The 19,926-nt window shown below is 52.7% G+C and carries 15 protein-coding genes; all 15 read left to right on the top strand.

Translation table 11 applies throughout. The features are described from left to right. Nucleotides 1-746: 746 nt before the first annotated feature. Complete coding sequence (gene wbaP / locus MWH02_RS13160) at nucleotides 747-2,180, top strand: undecaprenyl-phosphate galactose phosphotransferase WbaP (RefSeq protein ID WP_101763360.1); 1,434 nt, start codon at nucleotides 747-749, stop codon at nucleotides 2,178-2,180. A 273-nt stretch (nucleotides 2,181-2,453) separates the two neighbouring features. Next, nucleotides 2,454-3,584, top strand: coding sequence for a polysaccharide export protein (locus tag MWH02_RS13155; RefSeq protein WP_101763361.1), 1,131 nt, complete (start codon nucleotides 2,454-2,456; stop codon nucleotides 3,582-3,584). Between the two features lie 9 nt (nucleotides 3,585-3,593). Then, nucleotides 3,594-4,028: an arsenate reductase/protein-tyrosine-phosphatase family protein gene (locus MWH02_RS13150; RefSeq protein WP_101763362.1), complete on the top strand. Its 435-nt coding sequence runs from the start codon at nucleotides 3,594-3,596 to the stop codon at nucleotides 4,026-4,028. A 12-nt stretch (nucleotides 4,029-4,040) separates the two neighbouring features. Further along, nucleotides 4,041-6,218, top strand: a complete 2,178-nt coding sequence (gene wzc / locus MWH02_RS13145) for a tyrosine-protein kinase Wzc (RefSeq protein ID WP_192411528.1) — start codon at nucleotides 4,041-4,043, stop codon at nucleotides 6,216-6,218. 181 nt (nucleotides 6,219-6,399) lie between these two features. Beyond that, nucleotides 6,400-7,536, top strand: coding sequence for an EpsG family protein (locus tag MWH02_RS13140; RefSeq protein ID WP_137386120.1), 1,137 nt, complete (start codon nucleotides 6,400-6,402; stop codon nucleotides 7,534-7,536). Nucleotides 7,537-7,551: 15 nt separating this feature from the next. Next, a complete protein-coding gene (locus tag MWH02_RS13135; protein ID WP_271460804.1) occupies nucleotides 7,552-8,274 on the top strand; it encodes an SGNH/GDSL hydrolase family protein in 723 nt (240 codons plus the stop codon). 24 nt (nucleotides 8,275-8,298) lie between these two features. Further along, nucleotides 8,299-9,477: an acyltransferase family protein gene (locus MWH02_RS13130; protein ID WP_101763366.1), complete on the top strand. Its 1,179-nt coding sequence runs from the start codon at nucleotides 8,299-8,301 to the stop codon at nucleotides 9,475-9,477. Nucleotides 9,478-9,551: 74 nt separating this feature from the next. Next, entirely contained in the window at nucleotides 9,552-10,469 is a 918-nt protein-coding gene (locus tag MWH02_RS13125; protein WP_271460803.1) for a glycosyltransferase family 2 protein, read from the top strand. A gap of 73 nt (nucleotides 10,470-10,542) precedes the next feature. Further along, complete coding sequence (locus tag MWH02_RS13120; protein ID WP_210081884.1) at nucleotides 10,543-11,295, top strand: glycosyltransferase family 2 protein; 753 nt, start codon at nucleotides 10,543-10,545, stop codon at nucleotides 11,293-11,295. A gap of 50 nt (nucleotides 11,296-11,345) precedes the next feature. Next, nucleotides 11,346-12,380 carry a glycosyltransferase gene (locus MWH02_RS13115; RefSeq protein ID WP_101763369.1) on the top strand — a complete coding sequence of 345 codons (1,035 nt, stop codon included), beginning with the start codon at nucleotides 11,346-11,348 and terminating at the stop codon, nucleotides 12,378-12,380. A 57-nt stretch (nucleotides 12,381-12,437) separates the two neighbouring features. After that, nucleotides 12,438-14,648: a phage tailspike protein gene (locus MWH02_RS13110; protein ID WP_217548634.1), complete on the top strand. Its 2,211-nt coding sequence runs from the start codon at nucleotides 12,438-12,440 to the stop codon at nucleotides 14,646-14,648. A 210-nt stretch (nucleotides 14,649-14,858) separates the two neighbouring features. After that, nucleotides 14,859-16,121: a colanic acid biosynthesis pyruvyl transferase WcaK gene (wcaK, locus tag MWH02_RS13105; RefSeq protein WP_101763371.1), complete on the top strand. Its 1,263-nt coding sequence runs from the start codon at nucleotides 14,859-14,861 to the stop codon at nucleotides 16,119-16,121. A gap of 4 nt (nucleotides 16,122-16,125) precedes the next feature. After that, on the top strand, nucleotides 16,126-17,349 hold the full coding sequence (locus MWH02_RS13100; RefSeq protein ID WP_101763424.1) for a glycosyltransferase: 1,224 nt from the start codon (nucleotides 16,126-16,128) through the stop codon (nucleotides 17,347-17,349). Further along, complete coding sequence (locus MWH02_RS13095) at nucleotides 17,346-18,686, top strand: MOP flippase family protein (RefSeq protein ID WP_192411532.1); 1,341 nt, start codon at nucleotides 17,346-17,348, stop codon at nucleotides 18,684-18,686. Before MWH02_RS13100 ends, MWH02_RS13095 begins: the two co-directional genes overlap by 4 nt. Nucleotides 18,687-19,012: 326 nt before the next feature. Next, on the top strand, nucleotides 19,013-19,906 hold the full coding sequence (galF, locus tag MWH02_RS13090; protein WP_101763372.1) for a UTP--glucose-1-phosphate uridylyltransferase GalF: 894 nt from the start codon (nucleotides 19,013-19,015) through the stop codon (nucleotides 19,904-19,906). Nucleotides 19,907-19,926: the final 20 nt, after the last annotated feature.

Genomic DNA, 19,926 nt, shown 5'->3' with positions numbered 1-19,926 from the left:
ATGATAGTGAAACGGCGTTAAGCCTGTAAATAGCCGCTGACTCGGTCAATTGGCGGGTCAGCCACGAGAGAAGAATATCGCTGATTGCCGATTTGCACCGATAAGATGAAAGTATGGATAAAGATTGCACCTGAATGAAAGAGACAATTATTTTTTTTCAGCAGATAACCGCGTGCATTTTTAATGCAGTCTATTGCGTGATTGAGTATCGAATTAATCTGAATTTTGCAGGGGAATGGCCTGAAAGGGCTGGCATCAATACTTATCGCTGGTAGTCTTTTTCCTAAAATAGTGCAGGGAACACGGGGCCTACTTGTAAACAAGCCAGTAATAACTAGTATAGCAACGTGTTAGTAAATGTCTGCGCCAAAGTTGTTTATAGCGTGCTCCTTAGCCTCTTAATGTTGCGAACTGTGATCGCACGCGGACCACGGCCAGTAATTAGCGCAAAAATGCCGCATAAAACAAGTTGTAATTAGGATGAAAGCGGTATTGGCAGCGACAGCCAAGGGCGGTAGCGTGCCTGAAGCGCCTTTCTCTTGGTTTAATGGTCTGCCACTGTGGTAAGGGAAGTCGGACTAATCTGTTGGTATTAATCACAATTCTCTTGCTTACTATTGTGAGAATTGATTTGGCCTCAGAGAATTTACCGCAGATTGCCTCAACAAATGCAGTGAATATTTCGCTCATTTATCAAACAGCGTTGAGGCATTAGGGATTAAAGAAATAATATAAAAGAGTTAACTATGCGCGATAACGAAATTACATATAAAAGTCTTCTGACAAAAATTTTACTGGCGTGCTCGGATTTAATTTGTTTCAACGCAGCATTATTTATTGCGATGGCATTGATTAATTCGTTTACCCATTCTCCACTGGCAGATATATCTGAAAAATACCTGCATTTAAAAATTGCTACGCACATTGCGCTTTCCGTTATTTGCGTGGGCTGGTTCTGGGTTCGCCTGCGTCATTATACCTATCGCAAGCCATTCTGGTTCGAGCTCAAAGAGATCTTTCGTACCATTCTTATTTTCTCTGTCATCGATTTGTCAATTTCAGCCCTTTCACAGTGGCAAATGTCGCGCTTTGTCTGGGTGGCGACCTGGGTTCTGGCGTTGATTATGATTCCTTTAGCGCGCGCCATCTCTAAGCGTGTGCTGAATCATTACGGCATGTGGAAGAAGCAAACCATCATCATCGGCAGCAGCCGCAATGCCCAGGAAGCCTGGCAGGCGCTGCAGAGCGAAGAAGTAATGGGCTTCGATGTTATCGCCTTCTTCGATGTCGATAAGAGCAGCCCACAGGCCAGCATCTCAGGCGTGCCTGTGCTGCACAATGAACAAGAGTTGTGGCAGCTGACCAACAGCGAAACCCAATTCATCGTGGCGGTTGAGTTCGAACAGAGCCAGCACCGCGACCACTGGCTGAAAACTCTGGCGATGCACAATTGCCGCTCGGTTTCTGTTATTCCAACACTGCGCGGTGTACCGCTGTACGGCACCGACATGGCTTACATCTTTAGCCATGAAGTGATGATTCTGCGTGTGAATAACAATCTGGCGAAGCGCACGTCACGTTTCCTTAAGCGTGCATTCGATATCGTCGGCGCGCTGAGCATTATCCTCGCGCTGTCCCCGGCGTTGCTGGTCCTTGGATTTATGGTTGGCCGCGATGGCGGACCACCGATTTACGGTCATGAACGTGTGGGCTTAGGCGGCCGTAAGTTCAAATGCCTGAAATTCCGCTCAATGGTGATCAACTCGAAAGAGGTGCTGGAAGAGGTACTGCGTACCGATCCTGTTGCCCGCGCCGAGTGGGATAAAGATTTCAAACTGAAGAACGATCCGCGCATCACCAAAGTCGGCCATTTCATCCGTAAAACCAGTCTGGATGAGCTGCCGCAGCTGTGGAACGTGGTACGTGGCGATATGAGCCTGGTGGGGCCGCGCCCGGTGATTGAAGATGAGCTCTGCCGTTATGCCGGTGATGTCGATTATTACCTGATGGCGAAACCAGGCATGACGGGATTGTGGCAGGTTAGCGGTCGTAACGACGTTGACTATGAAACACGCGTCTATTTCGACTCGTGGTATGTCAAGAACTGGTCGCTGTGGAATGACATCGCGATTCTGTTTAAGACGGTTGGCGTAGTGCTGAAACGCGACGGCGCCTATTGATAGACAGCGAAGCCGGGGAGGGCATGAAGCTTCCCGGTTGAAAACTGCGGGTGCTGGGTGTGTCGTTATTAGACAGCTGCACTGATTGAGTCTGTATAACCATTTTAATTGATGTCGTCTTTAGACTCGGTGACAACATAAAACCAAGGGAGCGCATAATAATGACCCACAGTTTCAGTGTTTAACCCGTCACATTCCATTTTTGTAAGACGCTACACAGCGGGCGATTTCGCCTCTATCAATCAATAACTGATAGCGAAGAATCAGATGATAATGAAAATTAAATTGATACCTTTACTGGTATCCGCGACTTTTCTCTCCGGATGCACCATTGAGCCGGGTTCTCACCTTTCCACCAGTGGAAAAGATGTCATAGAGCAACAGGATAGCAACTATGACATCGACAAATATGTCAACGTCTTCCCGCTGACGCCGCGTCTGGTTGAACAGATGCGTCCGAAGCCGTTAGTCGCGCAGGCTAACCCGATGCTGCAAAATGAAATTCAGAGCTACGAATACCGTATCGGTGTCGGCGACGTGCTTAACGTCACCGTCTGGGATCACCCAGAGTTGACCACACCTGCCGGTCAGTACCGTAGCGCCAGCGACACCGGTAACTGGGTACAGGCAGATGGCACCATTTTCTACCCGTACATCGGTAAAGTGCGCGTAGCAGGCCGAACGGTTACCGAGATCCGCAGCGAAGTGGCGCGTCGTCTGGCGCAATACATCGAAAGTCCGCAGGTTGACGTTAACGTCGCCTCGTTCCGTTCGCAGAAAGCGTACGTGACCGGTTCGGTCACCACCTCCGGACAACAGGCGATCACTAACGTGCCGCTGACCGTGCTGGATGCCGTCAACGCCGCCGGCGGTTTAGCGGCTGACGCTGACTGGCGCAACGTGGTGCTGACGCACAACGGCAAAGAACAACGTCTCTCGTTGCAGGCGCTGATGCAAAACGGCGACCTGAGCCAAAACCATCTGCTCTATCCGGGCGACATCCTTTACGTGCCACGTAACGACGATCTCAAAGTCTTCGTGATGGGTGAAGTGAAGCAGCAGTCAACGCTGAAGATGGACCGCAGCGGCATGACGCTGGCTGAAGCATTGGGCAACTCGCAGGGTATGGATCAGACCACCTCTGATGCCACCGGCGTGTTCGTGATTCGTCCGATTCGCGGCGCCAACCGCACCAAGATCGCCAACATCTATCAGTTGAATACCAAAGATGCGGCATCGATGGTGATGGGCACCGAATTCCAACTGGAGCCGTACGACATCGTCTATGTCACCGCGACACCAATCACCCGTTGGAACCGTGTGATTTCGGGCCTGCTGCCGACCATCGTAGGTATTGACGATGCCAGCTCCTCGGCCCTTCGTTTCCGCAACTGGTCGAACTAAGGGTTCGCCATGATTAAGTCCGTGTTAGTCGTCTGCGTCGGCAATATCTGCCGCTCCCCCACCGGGGAGCGTCTGTTCAAACGCGCGCTACCAAACATCCGGATTGCCTCCGCAGGGCTCAGCGCGCTGCAAGGCTATCCGGCGGACCAGAAAGCCCTGGCTGTGGCCGCCGAACACGGCGTGTCGCTGGAAGGGCATCAGGCTCAGCAGTTAACGGCCAGCATGTGCCGTGACTATGACCTGATTCTGGTAATGGAAAAGCGCCACATTGAACAGGTGAATCGCATCGATCCAGCCGCACGCGGAAAGACCATGCTGCTTGGCCACTGGCTCAATCAGCAGGAAATTGCGGATCCGTACAAAAAAAGTCGCGAGGCCTTTGAAGAGGTCTACGGGTTACTGGAAAACGCTACCCAGAAATGGGTCAACGTATTAAGCCGATAGTTGGGAATATCCATGAATATCAAAAACAAGGTTATGACCGCGCCAAAGGAAGATTCGAATGGATGGGATCTGGCGCATCTTGTGGGACAGCTGATTGATCATCGCTGGATCATTGTTGCCGTTACCGCCTTCTTCATGCTGGTAGCCACGCTCTACACACTGTTTGCTACACCAATCTACAGCGCGGATGCGTTAGTCCAGGTTGAACAGAAGAATGCCAGCTCAGTACTGAATGAGTTAGACAGCATTCTGCCGCCAACGCCGGCGTCCGATACCGAGATTCAGATTCTGGAATCGCGCATGGTTATCGGTAAAACCGTTGACGATCTGGGTCTGGACACCGTTGTCACCCAGAACTATTTCCCGGTGATTGGTAAAGGTCTGTCGCGTTTGATGGGTAACAAGCCATCAACCGTCGCCATCTCCCGCCTGGAAATTCCACGCACCATCGATAAACGTACCGTTGAACTGGAAGTGACCGGTCCTGACTCGTATACCGTGTCAGCGGACGGTGATGAGCTGTTCAAAGGTAAAGTTGGTCAGCTGGAAACGCACGGTGAAGTGACCATGCTGGTAAGCGGCATCAATGCCGATGAAGGCACCAGCTTCAGCGTTACCAAACTGAACGAGCTGCAGGCGATTAACTCCGTGCTGGCCAACCTGACCGTTGCGGATAAAGGCAAAGATACGGGCGTGCTGGGTCTGGAGTATCTGGGTGAAGATCCAGAGCAGATCAGCAAAGTGCTGAACCAAATCGTCAATAACTACCTGCTGCAGAACGTTGAGCGTAAATCTGAGCAAGCGGAAAAAAGCCTGGAATTCCTGCGCAACCAGCTGCCGCAAGTGCGTGGCAAACTGGATGATGCCGAAGACAAGCTGAATACCTTCCGTCGCCAGAACGAGTCGGTTGACCTGTCGCTGGAAGCGAAATCGGCGCTGGATTCTTCTGTCAGCGTGCAGAGCCAGTTGAACGAACTGACCTTCCGTGAAGCCGAAGTGTCTCAGCTGTTTACTAAAGATCACCCAACCTACCGCGCGTTGCTGGAAAAACGCAAAACGCTGGAAGGTGAGCAGGCGCAGCTGAATAAAAAGATTTCTCAGATGCCACAAACGCAGCAAGAGATCTTGCGTCTGACGCGTGATGTGCAGTCTGGTCAGGAAATCTACATGCAGTTGCTGAACCGTCAGCAAGAGCTGGGTATCAGTAAAGCCAGCACCGTGGGTGATGTACGCATCATCGATGGCGCAGCAACCGGCAACAGCCCGGTGGCACCGAAGAAACTGCTGATCATCGCGGCGAGCGTGATTCTGGGTCTGATGGTTTCTGTTGGTCTGGTGCTGCTGAAAGCGCTGCTGCATCACGGCATCGAAAATCCAGAGCAGCTGGAAGAGCTGGGCATGAACGTCTATGCCAGCGTACCGCTGTCAGAATGGCAACGTAAGAAAGATACCGAAGCACTGGCGCGTCGTGGCAACAAGGTGAAAACCGATCCCCACGAAACGCTGCTGGCGCTGGGCAATCCAACTGATCTGTCAATTGAAGCGATTCGTAGCCTGCGTACCAGCCTGCACTTCGCGATGATGGAAGCGAAAAACAACATCCTGATGATCACCGGCGCCAGCCCAGGTATTGGTAAAACCTTTATCTGTGCCAACCTGGCAACGCTGGTCGCCAAAGCGGGCCAACGTGTGCTGTTCATCGATGGTGATATGCGTCGCGGTTACACCCACGAACTGCTGTCAGCCGATAACAAATCCGGTCTGTCTAACGTGTTGTCAGGCAAAACCGAGTTCAGCCCGGCGCTGATTCAGAAAGGCCCGTACGGTTTTGACTTCCTGCCACGCGGTCAGGTGCCACCAAACCCATCTGAGCTGCTGATGCATCGTCGCATGGGTGAGCTGCTGGATTGGGCGAGCAAGAACTATGACCTGGTGTTGATTGATACGCCTCCGATTCTGGCGGTCACCGATGCGTCTATCATCGGTAAGTTGGCCGGTACGTCGCTGATGGTGGCGCGTTTCGAAACCAACACGCCGAAAGAACTGGATGTCAGCTTCAAACGCTTTGCCCAGAACGGTATTGAGATTAAAGGTGTGATCCTCAACGCCGTGGTGCGTAAAGCCGCCAACTCTTATGGTTACGGTTACGACTATTACGACTACGAGTATGGCAAACCGACCAAAAGTTAATTTGCCCGTCATTCACAGTTAATGATGAGGGTAATCCGGTGAAGAAAGGGGCGGGTTGACCGCCCCTTTTGATCGCACCGTTTGAATGACGACACGCAACGATTTACACAGGTGATTCTCTCTATAACGCCATTAAAAGCCACCGCTGGCACGAGAACTTGTGGAATTAAGGAATCACACCATGGCTCCATATTGGTATTTATCAGGGTTTTTGCTGTTGCTTGCGCTGGTCGAAATCCTGTTGAAGAAAGACGAACGCACCACCCATATTCTGACTTACCTGCTGTGCATCGCCACGGTCACGCTGATTATTTTCGCCGGTATTCGCGGTCTCGGTACCGGGATGGACGACTATCAATATCGCAGCTTCTTTGCCGACTTCGTCCGCCGTATTGAGGTCAACGGTTTTGCCAACACCGTCGCCTTCTTCCGTTATGAACCGCTGATTTTTGCTATCGCGTGGATCACCAGCCTGTTTTCACACAATGCCAGCGTGTTCCTGTTTGTGTTCAGTATTCTGGCAGTTTCAACCAACGCCATCTTTTTCAAAAAGATGTCACCGTATCCGGTGTTGGCATTGGCGCTTTATTCGGCGCATATCTTTATCAACAAAGATGTAAACCAGATTCGTTTTGGCCTGAGCTCGGCGCTGTTCCTTGGCGTGATCTGGACTATCTACCTCAAGCAATACTGGTGGGCGTTTGCCTTCTTTATTCTGTCCTTCCTCAGCCACAACACCGCAGTAATGGTGGTGACCATCATTCCGTTCCTGTTTATTCGGGAATCGCGCTGGTGGCCGGTGGCCATCATTATATTCAGTGTGCCACTTTCGGTGGTGGGCGGGACCGGCTTTATTGCCTTGATCGCCGGACATCTGGGATCGATGGGCGAGAGGGCCGCAGGCTACAGTAACGAAGCCTCGAATGCCGGTGACGGCAGCGTGGTGTCAGTCTCCAACCTGAAAAACATCATGCTGGTGTTTATCTTCGTCTACTTCATGCTGAGCAACCAGCTCAAGCGTGAACAGTACGACGTGTGGAAGCTGAACTACCTGTTGATTCTCACTTTTGCCATTGGCGGCGGCATCAGGATCTTCTTCTACAACTACTCATCGGGTGCGCGCCTGTCGAACTATCTGCTGCAGGTCGAACCGATTATTTTGACATCGCTAATCTTCCAGTCAAAACGCGTACTGAAACCCGCGATGTTTGCGATGTTCGCTTTCTTCCTTGTTTATTACCTCTACTACAACACGATCTCACTGAAGCAGGCCGTTGTGGGCTATGAAGTTGCTCGTGAATTCAAATTGTTTCATTAACCGATGAGAGGAAATATGCGGAAGACTTTACTGGCAATTCTGATCACCTCTGCGCCGCTACTGGCGCAGGCAGAGGATCATCCCGGCACCTTCATCATCGCCGCCTACGGTGACTCCACCACCGCTGGCGTTACCGCGTCGGGCAATCGCAATATCCTCAGTAAAAATAATGAAGTGAGTTTTTTGCAGCAGATGTTGCGTGAGAAATACGGCAACAACATTGAGGTGAAGAACCACGGCATGCCGGGCGCACAGGTTTCGGTGCTGGTTTACGACAAAGACAATACGCCGATGGATTGGTCAGAACGCATGGCGAAATCCGATGCCAACATGATTCTGATTAACTATGCCATCAACGATGCGCGCATCAACTTCTTCAAAGACAAAGGCGAGCGCATTGAAACGCCGCAAGAGTATAAGCGCATCATCACCGAGCTGGTCAAAGGCGCGAAGGCGAATAACAAGCTGGTGGTGTTACAGGAACCGAATCCCATTTGTGGCAAAGCCGAGCGCTGGAACGTCTGGCCGTATGTTTATCAGTTAAATGAAGTGGCTAAAGAGCAGCAAGTGCCGATTGTGAAGCAGTACAGCGTCATCAAGCAGAACCGTGACTGGCAATCTGAGATGTCGCCTGATTGCATTCACCCGAACGAGATGCTTTATAAGCAGAAAGCAGAAAGAACCTTCAACGTCTTAAGCAGCACTTTCGATAGCGTTTTGTCGCGGCACAGCAGCTAACCCAACTCAGATTCAGGAGCTGACATGTATGTATTAATCATGGTGCTGTCATTTTGTCTGGCGCTAATCATTCTGCGAGTATTCTCCTTCCACAAAGGCGTGTACAACAGTAGCGGTATTAAAAGTATCTCTGGCATGCGCGCGCTGCTGGCCAGCATCGTGGCGTTCTCACACTTCGCGCACTACATCTATTCGCTGGATGGTCAGTGGGTGTTCGATAAAGACTATTTTGCCTGGTTCTCCGAAGGCAACTTCTTCGTTAACTCCGGTAAATTCGGTGTACTGCTGTTCTTCATGATCTCCGCCTTCCTGTTCTATCGCTGGCTGGATAATGAAACCCTGACGCCAGGGCAGCTGACTCACAAGCTGCTGAAGTCGCGTATCCGCCGTATCGTCCCGATGTTCTGGTTCTCCGGTTTTGTCATCATCGCGGTAGGCGTGGTGCAGGGCGACCTCACTTACAGCCTCACGGCGGTGAAAGATGCCGTGCTGTGGTTGCTGTTTATTGGCAGCTACCGCATGGGTGATTTCCTGACTGCGGATGTCAACGCCGGTGTGGAATGGACGCTGCGCCTCGAATGGTTGCTGTACCTGTCGATTCCGCTGATTTACGTGCTCAACCGCGCCACCAAAGGTAAATACAAAACGCTGCTGATTCTCGGCTCGATCGGCGTGATTTTCTGCGTGGCGGTTGGCCTGCGTCTGTGGGGCAAAACCTATACCGATCCGCGTCCGGTGCTGGGCTTCGCCATGGGTTATCTGGCGTATAAGTATCGCGACATGTTTGCGCACTACAGAACCTCCAGCCTGGCCGGTTTTGCGGTGATTGTGCTGTCGCTGTTCTCGCTGTCGTTCACCAGCAACACCTTCTGGTATCTGATTTTCCTCTGCTGCCTGACGGTAATCTTCTTTATTGTCAGCAGCGGCAACGCGGTGTTTGGCATTCTGGAAAACAAAACCCTGATGTCGATTGGTGAGGTGAGTTACAGCCTGTATCTGATTCACGGTGTGGTGCTCTATTTCATTAAGCAGATTCCGGAAACGCTCTATCCGCATTCGTTCCTGTTCTACACCTTGCTTTCAACGTTGTTCTTTGTCGCCTCGTTCTATGTGGCGAAATTGACGTATCTGTTTGTCGAGAAACCGTTTATCGGCAGTAGCAACAAGAAGAAAGTGGCGATGAAGACCTCGCCGACAAATTAGGACATCACCCATTATTCTTTTGAGCCCACAAGTTATATCATTGATTTTGTAACTTTTTTAATGAGGTGCTGGCAATGCAGGAGATTCGCTTCTCAATTGTTATTCCCGCGTATAACGCGTCGAAATCGATTGTCACGACGCTAGATTGCGTCAAAGCGCAAACCTATCGCAATTTTGAAGTCATTATTGTTGATGACAAATCGGCCGATGCGTCTGAACTGGCGCAGGTGGTACGCAGCGAACGTTATCAGGATTTGGCTATCAAACTGGAGCTGTCTGAGGTCAAACTCAACGGCGCTGGCGCCCGTAACAAAGGTATTGAGCTGGCAACCGGCGACTTTATCAGCTTCCTCGATGCCGACGATGAGTGGCATCCGGACAAGTTATTGGTGGCGAGTGAAACCATCGCCAAACTGGAAGCGCAGGGCAAATCGCGCTACGTCATCTTTAGTCAGGTGAACATCCATCAGGATGGCAGCTTCCTCAAGGTGATGCCGATGCAACCCCCCGGCAAAAACGAAACCGTGGCCGAGTATCTGTTTGGCTGTTACGGCTTTATTCAAACCAGCACCATTGTGCTGAAGCGCGAAGATGCGGCGCAGATCCAGTTTGATGCGCGCTATATTCGCCATCAGGATTATGACTTCTGCATCCGCGCCGATCGCATGGGTTACGCCTTCGTGATGATCGATAAGCCGCTGGCAACCTACCATCTGGTGACCAAATTTGGTTCCAAGCACAAAGGCGAATCGGTCAAATACTCCTTCTTCTGGCTCGATACCATGAAGCCGCATCTGACCACGCGTGACATCCATACTTATAAGGCGTTCAAGCTGCCGCTGCGCTACAAGATGGATGGTAAATCGCTGCAGGCCAGCCTCAGCTTTGCACGCTACTTCTTCCTTACTAACCGTGACAATCGCGCCTACTTCATGAATCGCCTGCTCGATAAGGTGAAGTCGCGCTTCTCGGGCAGAAGAGCCGTCTCCTGATTCACTTTTAAACACTTTCACTTGCTCCCTACACGGGGGCAATTTTTTGGTTCCTGAAACTCCGGGTAGACAAATGACAAATCATGTTGGCACCGTCGGTATTGTGATGCCGATGTATAACGCGCGAAATACCGTTCTGCGCGCGGTTGAGTCGATCATCAACCAGACCTACAGCGACTGGCATCTTTACCTGATCAACGACAAATCCACCGATGATTCACTGGCCTTGGTGCGTGAACATTGTCAGGACGCGCGTATCACCATTCTCGACAACGAGGTCAATCAGGGCGCAGCCGAAACCCGTAACGTGGGGCTGCGCGCGGCGAAAGAAGCGATCATCGCGTTTCTTGACAGCGACGACGAATGGCACCGCGAAAAACTGGCCGAACAGACGGCCGCGATCGCCGCCGGCGACGATTTCGTGATCACGCATTATCACTACAAAACCAAAACCGCTGACCACGATATCAACTACAGCAAACCCTACCTGCAGCAGGAAAACTTCGTGAAGAAGCAATATCGTGTTTGCTTCTCCTCGGTGTGTTTTCGCCGTCCTCCACAGGGCATCTTCTTCCAGCGTAAAGGCCACGAAGACTTCCTGTTCCTCTATGAGTTGTTCCTCCGCTACAAACAAGCCCGCGTGATCCAGAAAACCCTGGTCAACTATTACGAGTTGGGCGATTCACTGTCGCGCAACAAAAATAAAGCGGCGAAGTGGCACCTCGAATTATTAAGAATTATCTATAAAAACAATCCGTTAAAAGTATATTACTATTATACATGGTACATGGTGAACGGGGTTCTTTTTGCCTTAAAACACCGCTAAGCGCAACGGTGATTTAGCTGCTTATATATTTTTGAGGTGGAAAGGATTGTATGAAAAAGATCGTTTTGGTGATTAAAGATGCCTACTCGTATGCGGGCACGGAAAACATCTGCAACTTTATGTCTGAATGCCTCGGCGAGCAGCATGAAGTCACCATTTACTCGCTGGAAGGCCATGGCAAAACCTTTTATCCGTTCGAACGGGTGAAAAAAATTGTCAGCTTTGAAGGCCACAGCAACCCAATTAAAAGCGCCGTTAGCAGCATTCATCAGGAAGGCTTTGACAGCGTATTCCTGATCAGCATGGGTCGCCTGAGCGTGATGTTCGCCTTCTGGAACCTGATGGCGCTGAAGAAGAAGCGCTTCAAGGCGTATGCCTGCGAACACATTGCGATTAACTCGTTCAGCAAGCCGATTAAGCTGCTGAAGTGGCTGATGCTGCGCTATTACGACCAGGTGATCGTCCTGACCGACAAAGATCATCAGGTGTTTAACCGCTGGAATATTGCCAGCCAGCAAATCCCCAATCCGGTGGTGTACAAAGCGTTTCAACGTCAAACGCGCAGCCGTCAGGCGCTGGCGGTGGGACGTCTTGATAACCAGAAAGGCTTCGACCTGCTGCTGGATATCTGGGCCGACTTCAGCAAGAAACATCCCGAGTGGAAACTGGTGATTGCCGGTGACGGCGAACTGCGTCAGCAGCTACACGATCAGGCTGCGGCGTTAGGTATCACTAATAGCGTTAACTTTGTCGGCAAAGTCAGCAACATCAACGATTACTACCGCGAAAGCGACATGGCGCTGATGACGTCGCGCTATGAAGGCTTGCCGCTGGTGCTGCTGGAAGCCAAATCCTGGTCGCTGCCGGTGGTGGCGTACGATTGCCCAACCGGGCCGCAGGAGATCATCAACCACGGTGAAGATGGCTTCCTGGTGCCGATGAATGACAAAACCACCTTTATCAAGCGGATGGAGCAGCTCGCCAGTGATGATGGCCTGTTCTACGCCATGAGTGAAAAAACCAAAGAAACCGCGCTCAAGTTTGACGGTAATCAGATCAAGCAGAGCTGGCTCGCCCTTGTTTAGCGACAATTATCGTGCCTCGGGAATCCTTTTTGGCCGCACAACCACGGGAATTGAAGCATGAAAAGAAGAGAAGTCTTGCAGGCCGCAGCCTCCTCGATTGTTACTGCGCTCTCAGTGAGTGCGTTTTCCAGCTACGCCGCAAAAAGTGGTCAGCCAACGTTAAAATCCGTCGATCCCGCCAGCGTACCGGCAGGCGATGTGCCGATTCTGACGCCAGAAAACGTCTATACCATGCCGCCGCAGTTCTGGCAGAACTTCGAGGGCAAACTGTGGATCGGTAAAGCGGGCAGCGATGCCAGCCAGGCCGGCAACCAGATCCCGGTGTTTCTGCGCGATGCCAATGGCAAAGTGTCACAAATCAGCCAGCCGATTGCGCTGAACAAGGGCAACTTCGCCCAGTTCATTCACGACAATGCGGCGTTGATCGCCAATCCCGCGCACTCAATGGTGGTGGAGGACGATCAGGGCCACACGCTGTTCTCCATTAGCGATGTCTCGCGCCCCAATCAAAGCAACTTCAGCCAGCGTCTGGCGCAGCCGAACGGCTACCAGCTGATTGGTGAAATCCCATCGGTTGAAGAGCTGCGCAAAACCCGTCCGCTGTTTGCCGGTGCCAAAATCAAGCTGAAAAGCTGGCACGAAGGGCTGGAAGTGGGCGGCGGCGAGTTCGTCGGCACCTTCGGCGATGGCAAAGATGATGGCGGCGTGAACTTCAGCGGCAACGGTTTTACCTGGCGTCGCGTGGTAGAAGATTTCAACCGCCTGACGCTGTTTGATTTCGGCGCGATCGCCGACGGCAAAACCGACACGGCACCGGCGATCAAAGCCATGTATCAATGGTCGATTGATGCCAGCCAGCAGATCTGCGTGCAATTCCCGGCCGGCACCTTCTTTGTCTCTGAATGTGATTTCGGTGACGAAGGACGTCGCTTCTTCCGCATTTCCGGCGCGATGGTCAACTTCGGTTATTTCCCGGCGACCACGCTGGTTTCCGACGGTCGCTCCGAATTCCTGTTTCAGGTGAATGCGCGCTGGACGGAAATCTCCAACCTGAATTTCAACGGCAACACCGACAAGCGTCCGAACAAACAGGGTTTGTTCCGCAATACCTGCCCGGGCGGCCAGTTCTTCCGTGGTGCCTGCTTGCGCTTCAATCAGGTGGGCGGCGTTTCGCTCAGCCTGCTGGATACGCTGGATTGCAAAATCGATCAGTGGTACGCCAACGCCTGTACCGGCGATGTGATTAAAGCCAGCTGGTCGGGGCAAAAGGCCGGTGCCTGGGATCACAGTACCGCGATTGAGCTCTCCAACTTCAACGCCCAGCACTGTAAAGGCGGCATGGTGTTGAATCTGCCGCGCTGCAGCCAATCCATCATTCATAACGGCTGGATTGAGCACAGCGATTTCCCTGGCGATATCTCGAACGGCCAGTGGATTGTCGATGCGCTAAGCATTGAGGATTGTAAGAACCCGCTCAACGCACGTAACTCGCGCCTTAATATGCGCCAGACCAATCTGCAGTCGGGCAGCTGGATTGATAACTCGCTGGAAGGCGAGCGCTGGCTGAACATCTGGGAAATGGGCTCAACGCGCGTTGAATCTTACGGCGTCGCCATTGATGGCAGTCTGAAATACAACTACATCACCTCGCGCTTCCGCCTGACCAACAACAGCGATCAGCAAACCTGGTTTGAACTCGGCAACTTCTACTCGCCAACGGTGGGCGATAGCTGGGAGATCGAGGTATTTGGTCAGTCGCAGTTCAATAACGGCACCGCCAATCAGCCGCTGATGGATGTCATCGACGGCAAAGGCACCGGCGGACGCGCGGTGATTCATCTGCAGCGCAAGAAAAACAAAGCGGAAGCCAGCTGGTCAGCGGAAGGTAGCTCGCCGGTGGTGGAGGTACGTTTCGAACCGCGCACCGATACCGACACCAAAGTGTTCGTGAAGTTAGCGGGCTGGACGCCGACCACCGCTGTGCTGATCAAAAGCACCGCCAAGGATCGCTTCCTGACCGGTCGCTGCGCGCGCGTTGATGCCGTGATGGACAAAGGCGCGCCGGGCAGCACAGCGCAACAGGCCCCGCAGCGTTTTAGCCTGCACAACGGCAAAGCCGGCGTCGGCGGTAACGAGCAGGGCGATCTGCTGCTAGCCTCGCGCGCGCTGAAGCCGGAACAGGTGGATACGCGCGAACCTAAAGGTTTCATTTCGGTAGTAATCAATGGCGAGCAGGTGGCTATGCCGTATTTCGCCGTGAAGTCATAACGCACACTAATCGTAGCGGCGCAATTTATTGCGCGATAAATCGCGCCGCTACGGAATGTGCATAATTTGTAAGCAGTACTGAATAGAAATGCAATTAGCACCACTTTTTTGGGGTTTACTCCCATTGCAGTCCTTTGAATCAGAGTTCACTTTGCCAGTGCAGCTATTGGCGGCTTGTAAAAATTACAAAAATTTTTCCGGAGTTTTTTTATGAAGATTTTATTGGTAGGAAACCATACCTGTGGAAATCGTGGGGATGGCGCGATTTTACGTGGGCTGATTGATTCACTGAAATCCGCGCGTGCGGATTTGGATATCGATGTGATCAGCCGTTATCCAACAAGCTCTGGCTATTTACTGCAGCAGGATATCCAGCAGGATTCCCTGTTCCTGCACAACAGCAAGTCGGGCAAAGGGTTAGTGGGCAGCCTGAAACGCAAGGTGGCGAACCGCTTGATGCCGGACATCATGATGGCGCACCTTGGCAAAGGCGGCGTGTACAAATCCTTCTCGGTGCCACCGCATCTGGCGGCGTTCACCCAAAGCCTTGCGCAGTACGACGCGATTATTCAGGTTGGCGGCTCGTTCTTCGTCGATCTCTACGGCGTGACCCAATTCGACCACGCGCTCTGTGCGCTGATGGCGAAAAAGCCGCTGCATATGGTCGGTCACTCGGTGGGTCCGTTCGAGAACCCGCGCGTTAATGCGCTGGCGAACTTTGTCTTTGATCGCGTTGACAGCCTGGTGCTGCGCGAAGAGGTGAGCTACGACCGCCTGAAGCAAGATGGCGTGACCACCAGCAAAGTGAAGAAGGGCGTTGATACCGCGTTCCTGGTTGAAGCGCGTGAAGTGGCTAATCCAAGCCATAACCTGCTGCACTGGCAGGCGATTATTAGCGCACGCAAAACCATTGCGATTACCGTGCGTGAACTGGCGCCGTTCGACAAACGTCTTGGCGTAACACAGAAAGAGTATGAAGCTGCCTTTGGCCGCGTGATTAACGCAATGATTGCCGAAGGTTATCAGGTGGTTGCCTTCTCTACCTGTACTGGTATTGATAGCTACGCCAAAGATGACCGCATGGTGGCGCTGACGTTGCGCGATCATGTCGAGCATCCCGAGCATTACCATGTCATCATGGACGAGTTCAACGACCTCGAACTCGGCATCCTCCTCAGCCATTGTCATCTGACCATTGGTACCCGCCTGCACTCCGCCATCATCTCCATGAACTTTGGTACGCCAGCCGTGGCCATCAACTACGAGCACAAGTCGCTCGGCGTGATGAAACAGCTTGGCCTGCCGCAGATGGCCACCGATGTGCAGAGCCTGATGGACGGTTCGCTCATTGATAAAGTGCAGACGGTGCTGGCCGACTACGACAACGTGAAACACAAAGTTGATACCGCGGTGGCGCAGGAGCGTGAGATTGGTAACCGCATTACAGCAGAAATTCTCAACGTCCTGGGGTGAAGTGATGAAGCTGACCTTTTTCACCATGCGTTTTCCTGTTGCCTCTGAGACCTTCGTGCTCAATCAGGTGACGCATTTCATCGATGCAGGCTACGACGTGGAGATTATCTCCGTGTTTCCGGGCGATATGATTAATCGCCACGCCGCGTTCGATGACTACAATTTGGCAGCGAAAACCCACTATTTACTGCCGGAAGAGAAAGTATCCAACCTTGATAAGCTGACGCAGCGTATCGGGTTGATACTGCCGAAAATCACCAAAGGCGCGCTGCTCAAGTCGCTGAATGTGCGTCGCTACGGCGCACAGGCCAGCAAACTGCTGCTGCCGGCGATTGTCGCCAATACCAGGCAGCCTTACACCGCCGATGTGTTTCTGGTGCACTTCGGCTATGCCGGCGCACTGGCTAACAAGCTGCGCGAACTCGGCGTGCTGAAAGGCAAGCAGGCGACGGTGTTCCACGGCGCGGATATTTCGCGTCGTCACATCCTGGAAGAGCACAAGCTCGACTACGTCAACCTGTTCAAACAGAGCGAACTGATGCTGCCTATCAGCCACTTGTGGGAGAACAAGCTGATTGAGATGGGTTGTCCGCGCGCCAAGGTGCATGTCACGCGTATGGGCATCGAGCCGGAGAAGTTTAACTTCCGTCCGCGCGAGGCGTTCCATCAACCGTTGCGCATCGTCTCAGTCGCGCGTCTGACCGAGAAGAAAGGGTTGGATGTGGCGGTGAAAGCCAGCGAAATCCTGCGCAATAATGGCGGCCAGTTTCAGTTCACCATCATCGGTAACGGCGAGCAGGATGGCATGATGCGCGAGCACATCGCGCGCGCTGGATTGCAGGATTACGTCACCATGCCGGGCTTCAAGCCGCAGGATGAAATTCGTCAGGCGCTGAACGAGGCGGACATCTTCCTGCTGCCGTCTAAAACCGCCGCAGATGGCGATATGGAAGGCATTCCGGTGGCGCTGATGGAAGCGATGGCAGTTGGCTTGCCGGTGGTGTCGACCTATCACAGCGGCATTCCTGAACTGATTGAGAATGACGTCAGCGGATGGCTGGTGGCCGAAAACGATCCTGACGAGCTGGCAGCGACGTTGCTGCGCCTGTCGCGTGGCGACGTGGATGTGGCACCGGTGGTCGCCGCTGCGCGGCAGAAAGTCGAAACTGAGTTCAATCAGCACATCGCTTACGGTGAGCTGGCGAAAATTCTGGAGCGCATGGTGTGAGCGGATTAAAAAAACAGGCCGTTTGGCTGTTTGGTAGTACCTGTTTTGCCGCATTGCTCCAGGTGTTACAGCTCGCCGTGCTGGCGCGCAAACTGGAAACGCACGAGCTGGGTTTACTGGCGATCATCAATGCGATTCTGGCGGTGGCGACCGTGCTGCAGGATATGGGCATGAGCAGCTATATCGTGCATCGCCAGGATATTAATCGCCGTGAGCAGAGCACCATTTACTGGGTGAACGTGTCGCTCAGTTTCTGCACCGGCTTAATTATGCTGGCGATTGCCTATCCGGTAGCGTGGTTCTATCACTTGCCGGAGCTGGTGGGCCTGATCATGCTCACCAGCCTCAACTTCCTGGTGCTGGGACATCTGTCGCAGTATCAGGCGCACTATGTGAAAACCAAACGCATGGTAACGCTGGCGAAGATTGAGATGGCCACCAAGCTGTTTGCGTTCCTGTGTACCGTGGCGATGCTGTATTACACCTCGCTTACCGTGGCGGCGGCGATTCTTGGTCTGTTCATCAACGCCTTCACGCGCATTCTTTGCATGATCTACTTCGGCGAGAGATCGTGGCGTCCGACCTGGGAGTTCGACGGCAAAACCTTCGTCAGCGCCGTACGTTATGGCGTGTATCAGCTCGGTTCGCAGACCATCAACCAGCTGCGTACCCAGGCCGATGCGCTGATCGTCGGTAAAGTGATGGGTGCGGAGATGCTGGGGATTTACTCGCTGGCAAAAGAGCTCATTCTGCAACCGCTGAAGCTGGTTTCGCCGGTGATTAACCGCCTGGCATTGCCGCGCTTCGCTGAGAAGCAGCACGATCCAGAGCAGCTGAAAAAGCTGTTCCTTAAAGGCACCTTCGTCATCATGCTGTTCAGTAGCGCGATGTATCTGGCGATTGGCATTCTTTCCCCGGTCATTGTGCGCGTGCTGTACGGCGCTTCACATGAGCAGGTTTACCATCTGATCCCGCTGATGCTGCTGTTTGGCATGCTGCGTCCGATGGGCGGCTTAACCGGCGCGATTTCGCAGGCCAACGGCCGCACCAATGTTGAGTTCTACTGGAACATTGTGGCGAGCTTAGTGGTGGTTGCGGTGCTGGCGACGACCTACATCTGGCCGAACGTGCTGTATGTGGCGCTGACGCTGTCGATCTCGCAGGTGCTGATTTCGGCCTTTGCCCATCCGTTCTTCATCAAGCCGGTGATTGGCATCCGCTTTATGCCGTATGCGCGTCAGTGGGTTTCGGTGTCGGTGGTGTTTGTTGCGCTGATGATGCTGGTAAACCACTTCAACCTGTTCGTGATGCCGGAATGGTTTGAGGGCTGGCTGTAGCCATCAACATCCAACCCGCGTGATGAATCGCGCCGCTACAGATGACTCAATGTTTGCACGGTCCGTAGCGGCGCCATTTATGGCGCATTATCGACACAGCTTTCAGTCAATCTCTGGTCTCGTCATCTCAAATCCTTTCACGATTTTTCAGCGGTTTAGCGCATCGGTTCCTCATTGGAATTTCGGCGTTTTTACCGGCCAAATTGGCGATTTTTGATGGTGTGACAGAGAGTTAGTGCCGGTTTTTCAGATAAAGATTATACTTGCTCGACCGGCCGATCCTGCATAATCGACCCCACGTATTCACTTCATGAAATGGAATAAATATGACCAAGCTTAAAGCAGTAATCCCCGTTGCGGGTCTCGGTATGCATATGCTTCCTGCGACCAAAGCCATTCCGAAAGAGATGCTGCCAATTGTCGACAAACCAATGATTCAATACATTGTTGACGAATGCGTCGCGGCTGGCATCAAGGAGATTGTGCTGGTCACCCATGCTTCCAAAAATGCAGTGGAAAACCACTTCGATACTACTTACGAGCTGGAAGCGCTGCTTGAAGCGCGCGTTAAACGTCAGCTGCTGAGCGAAGTGCAGTCAATCTGTCCGCCGGGCGTGACCATCATGAACGTGCGGCAGGCCAACCCATTGGGCCTGGGCCACTCCGTGCTGTGCGCGCGTCCAATGATTGGCGACAACCCATTTGTGGTGGTGCTGCCAGACGTGCTGCTGGATGACTCCACCGCTGACCACCTGCGTTATAACCTTGCCTCAATGGTTGCTCGCTTCGAAGATACCGGCCACAGCCAGGTGCTGGCGAAACACATGCCGGGCGAAGATCTTACTGAATATGGCGTGCTGACCACCGAAGAGCCGATTGATAACCCAGGCGATATCAGCACCATCACCAGCTTTGTTGAGAAGCCAGAAGCGGGTTCTACCGACTCTGACCTGACGGCAGTTGGCCGTTATGTGCTCTCTGCGGATATCTGGGAAGAGCTGGAGCGCACTGAGCCGGGCGCATGGGGCCGCATTCAGCTGACCGATGCTATCGCCTCTCTGAGCAAGAAGAAGCCAGTTGATGTGCAGCTGCTGACCGGTACCAGCTACGACTGCGGTCGTAAACTCGGTTATATGCAGGCATTCGTCTCTTACGGCTTGCGTAACAACGATCAGGGCCGCGATTTCCGCGAATCTATTCAGAAAATCCTGGCGAAATAAGCTTTCTCATTCTCTACCGC

It is taken from the genome of Pantoea leporis (genome assembly GCF_028048155.1).
Classification (GTDB): domain Bacteria; phylum Pseudomonadota; class Gammaproteobacteria; order Enterobacterales; family Enterobacteriaceae; genus Pantoea; species Pantoea leporis.
This window is presented reverse-complemented; position numbering and strand designations above follow the sequence as displayed.

Coding starts and splice junctions, on each gene's coding strand:
- wbaP (WP_101763360.1), top strand. CDS start 747: ATGCGCGATAACGAAATTACATATAAAAGTCTTCTGACAAAAATTTTA.
- MWH02_RS13155 (WP_101763361.1), top strand. CDS start 2,454: ATGAAAATTAAATTGATACCTTTACTGGTATCCGCGACTTTTCTCTCC.
- MWH02_RS13150 (WP_101763362.1), top strand. CDS start 3,594: ATGATTAAGTCCGTGTTAGTCGTCTGCGTCGGCAATATCTGCCGCTCC.
- wzc (WP_192411528.1), top strand. CDS start 4,041: ATGAATATCAAAAACAAGGTTATGACCGCGCCAAAGGAAGATTCGAAT.
- MWH02_RS13140 (WP_137386120.1), top strand. CDS start 6,400: ATGGCTCCATATTGGTATTTATCAGGGTTTTTGCTGTTGCTTGCGCTG.
- MWH02_RS13135 (WP_271460804.1), top strand. CDS start 7,552: ATGCGGAAGACTTTACTGGCAATTCTGATCACCTCTGCGCCGCTACTG.
- MWH02_RS13130 (WP_101763366.1), top strand. CDS start 8,299: ATGTATGTATTAATCATGGTGCTGTCATTTTGTCTGGCGCTAATCATT.
- MWH02_RS13125 (WP_271460803.1), top strand. CDS start 9,552: ATGCAGGAGATTCGCTTCTCAATTGTTATTCCCGCGTATAACGCGTCG.
- MWH02_RS13120 (WP_210081884.1), top strand. CDS start 10,543: ATGACAAATCATGTTGGCACCGTCGGTATTGTGATGCCGATGTATAAC.
- MWH02_RS13115 (WP_101763369.1), top strand. CDS start 11,346: ATGAAAAAGATCGTTTTGGTGATTAAAGATGCCTACTCGTATGCGGGC.
- MWH02_RS13110 (WP_217548634.1), top strand. CDS start 12,438: ATGAAAAGAAGAGAAGTCTTGCAGGCCGCAGCCTCCTCGATTGTTACT.
- wcaK (WP_101763371.1), top strand. CDS start 14,859: ATGAAGATTTTATTGGTAGGAAACCATACCTGTGGAAATCGTGGGGAT.
- MWH02_RS13100 (WP_101763424.1), top strand. CDS start 16,126: ATGAAGCTGACCTTTTTCACCATGCGTTTTCCTGTTGCCTCTGAGACC.
- galF (WP_101763372.1), top strand. CDS start 19,013: ATGACCAAGCTTAAAGCAGTAATCCCCGTTGCGGGTCTCGGTATGCAT.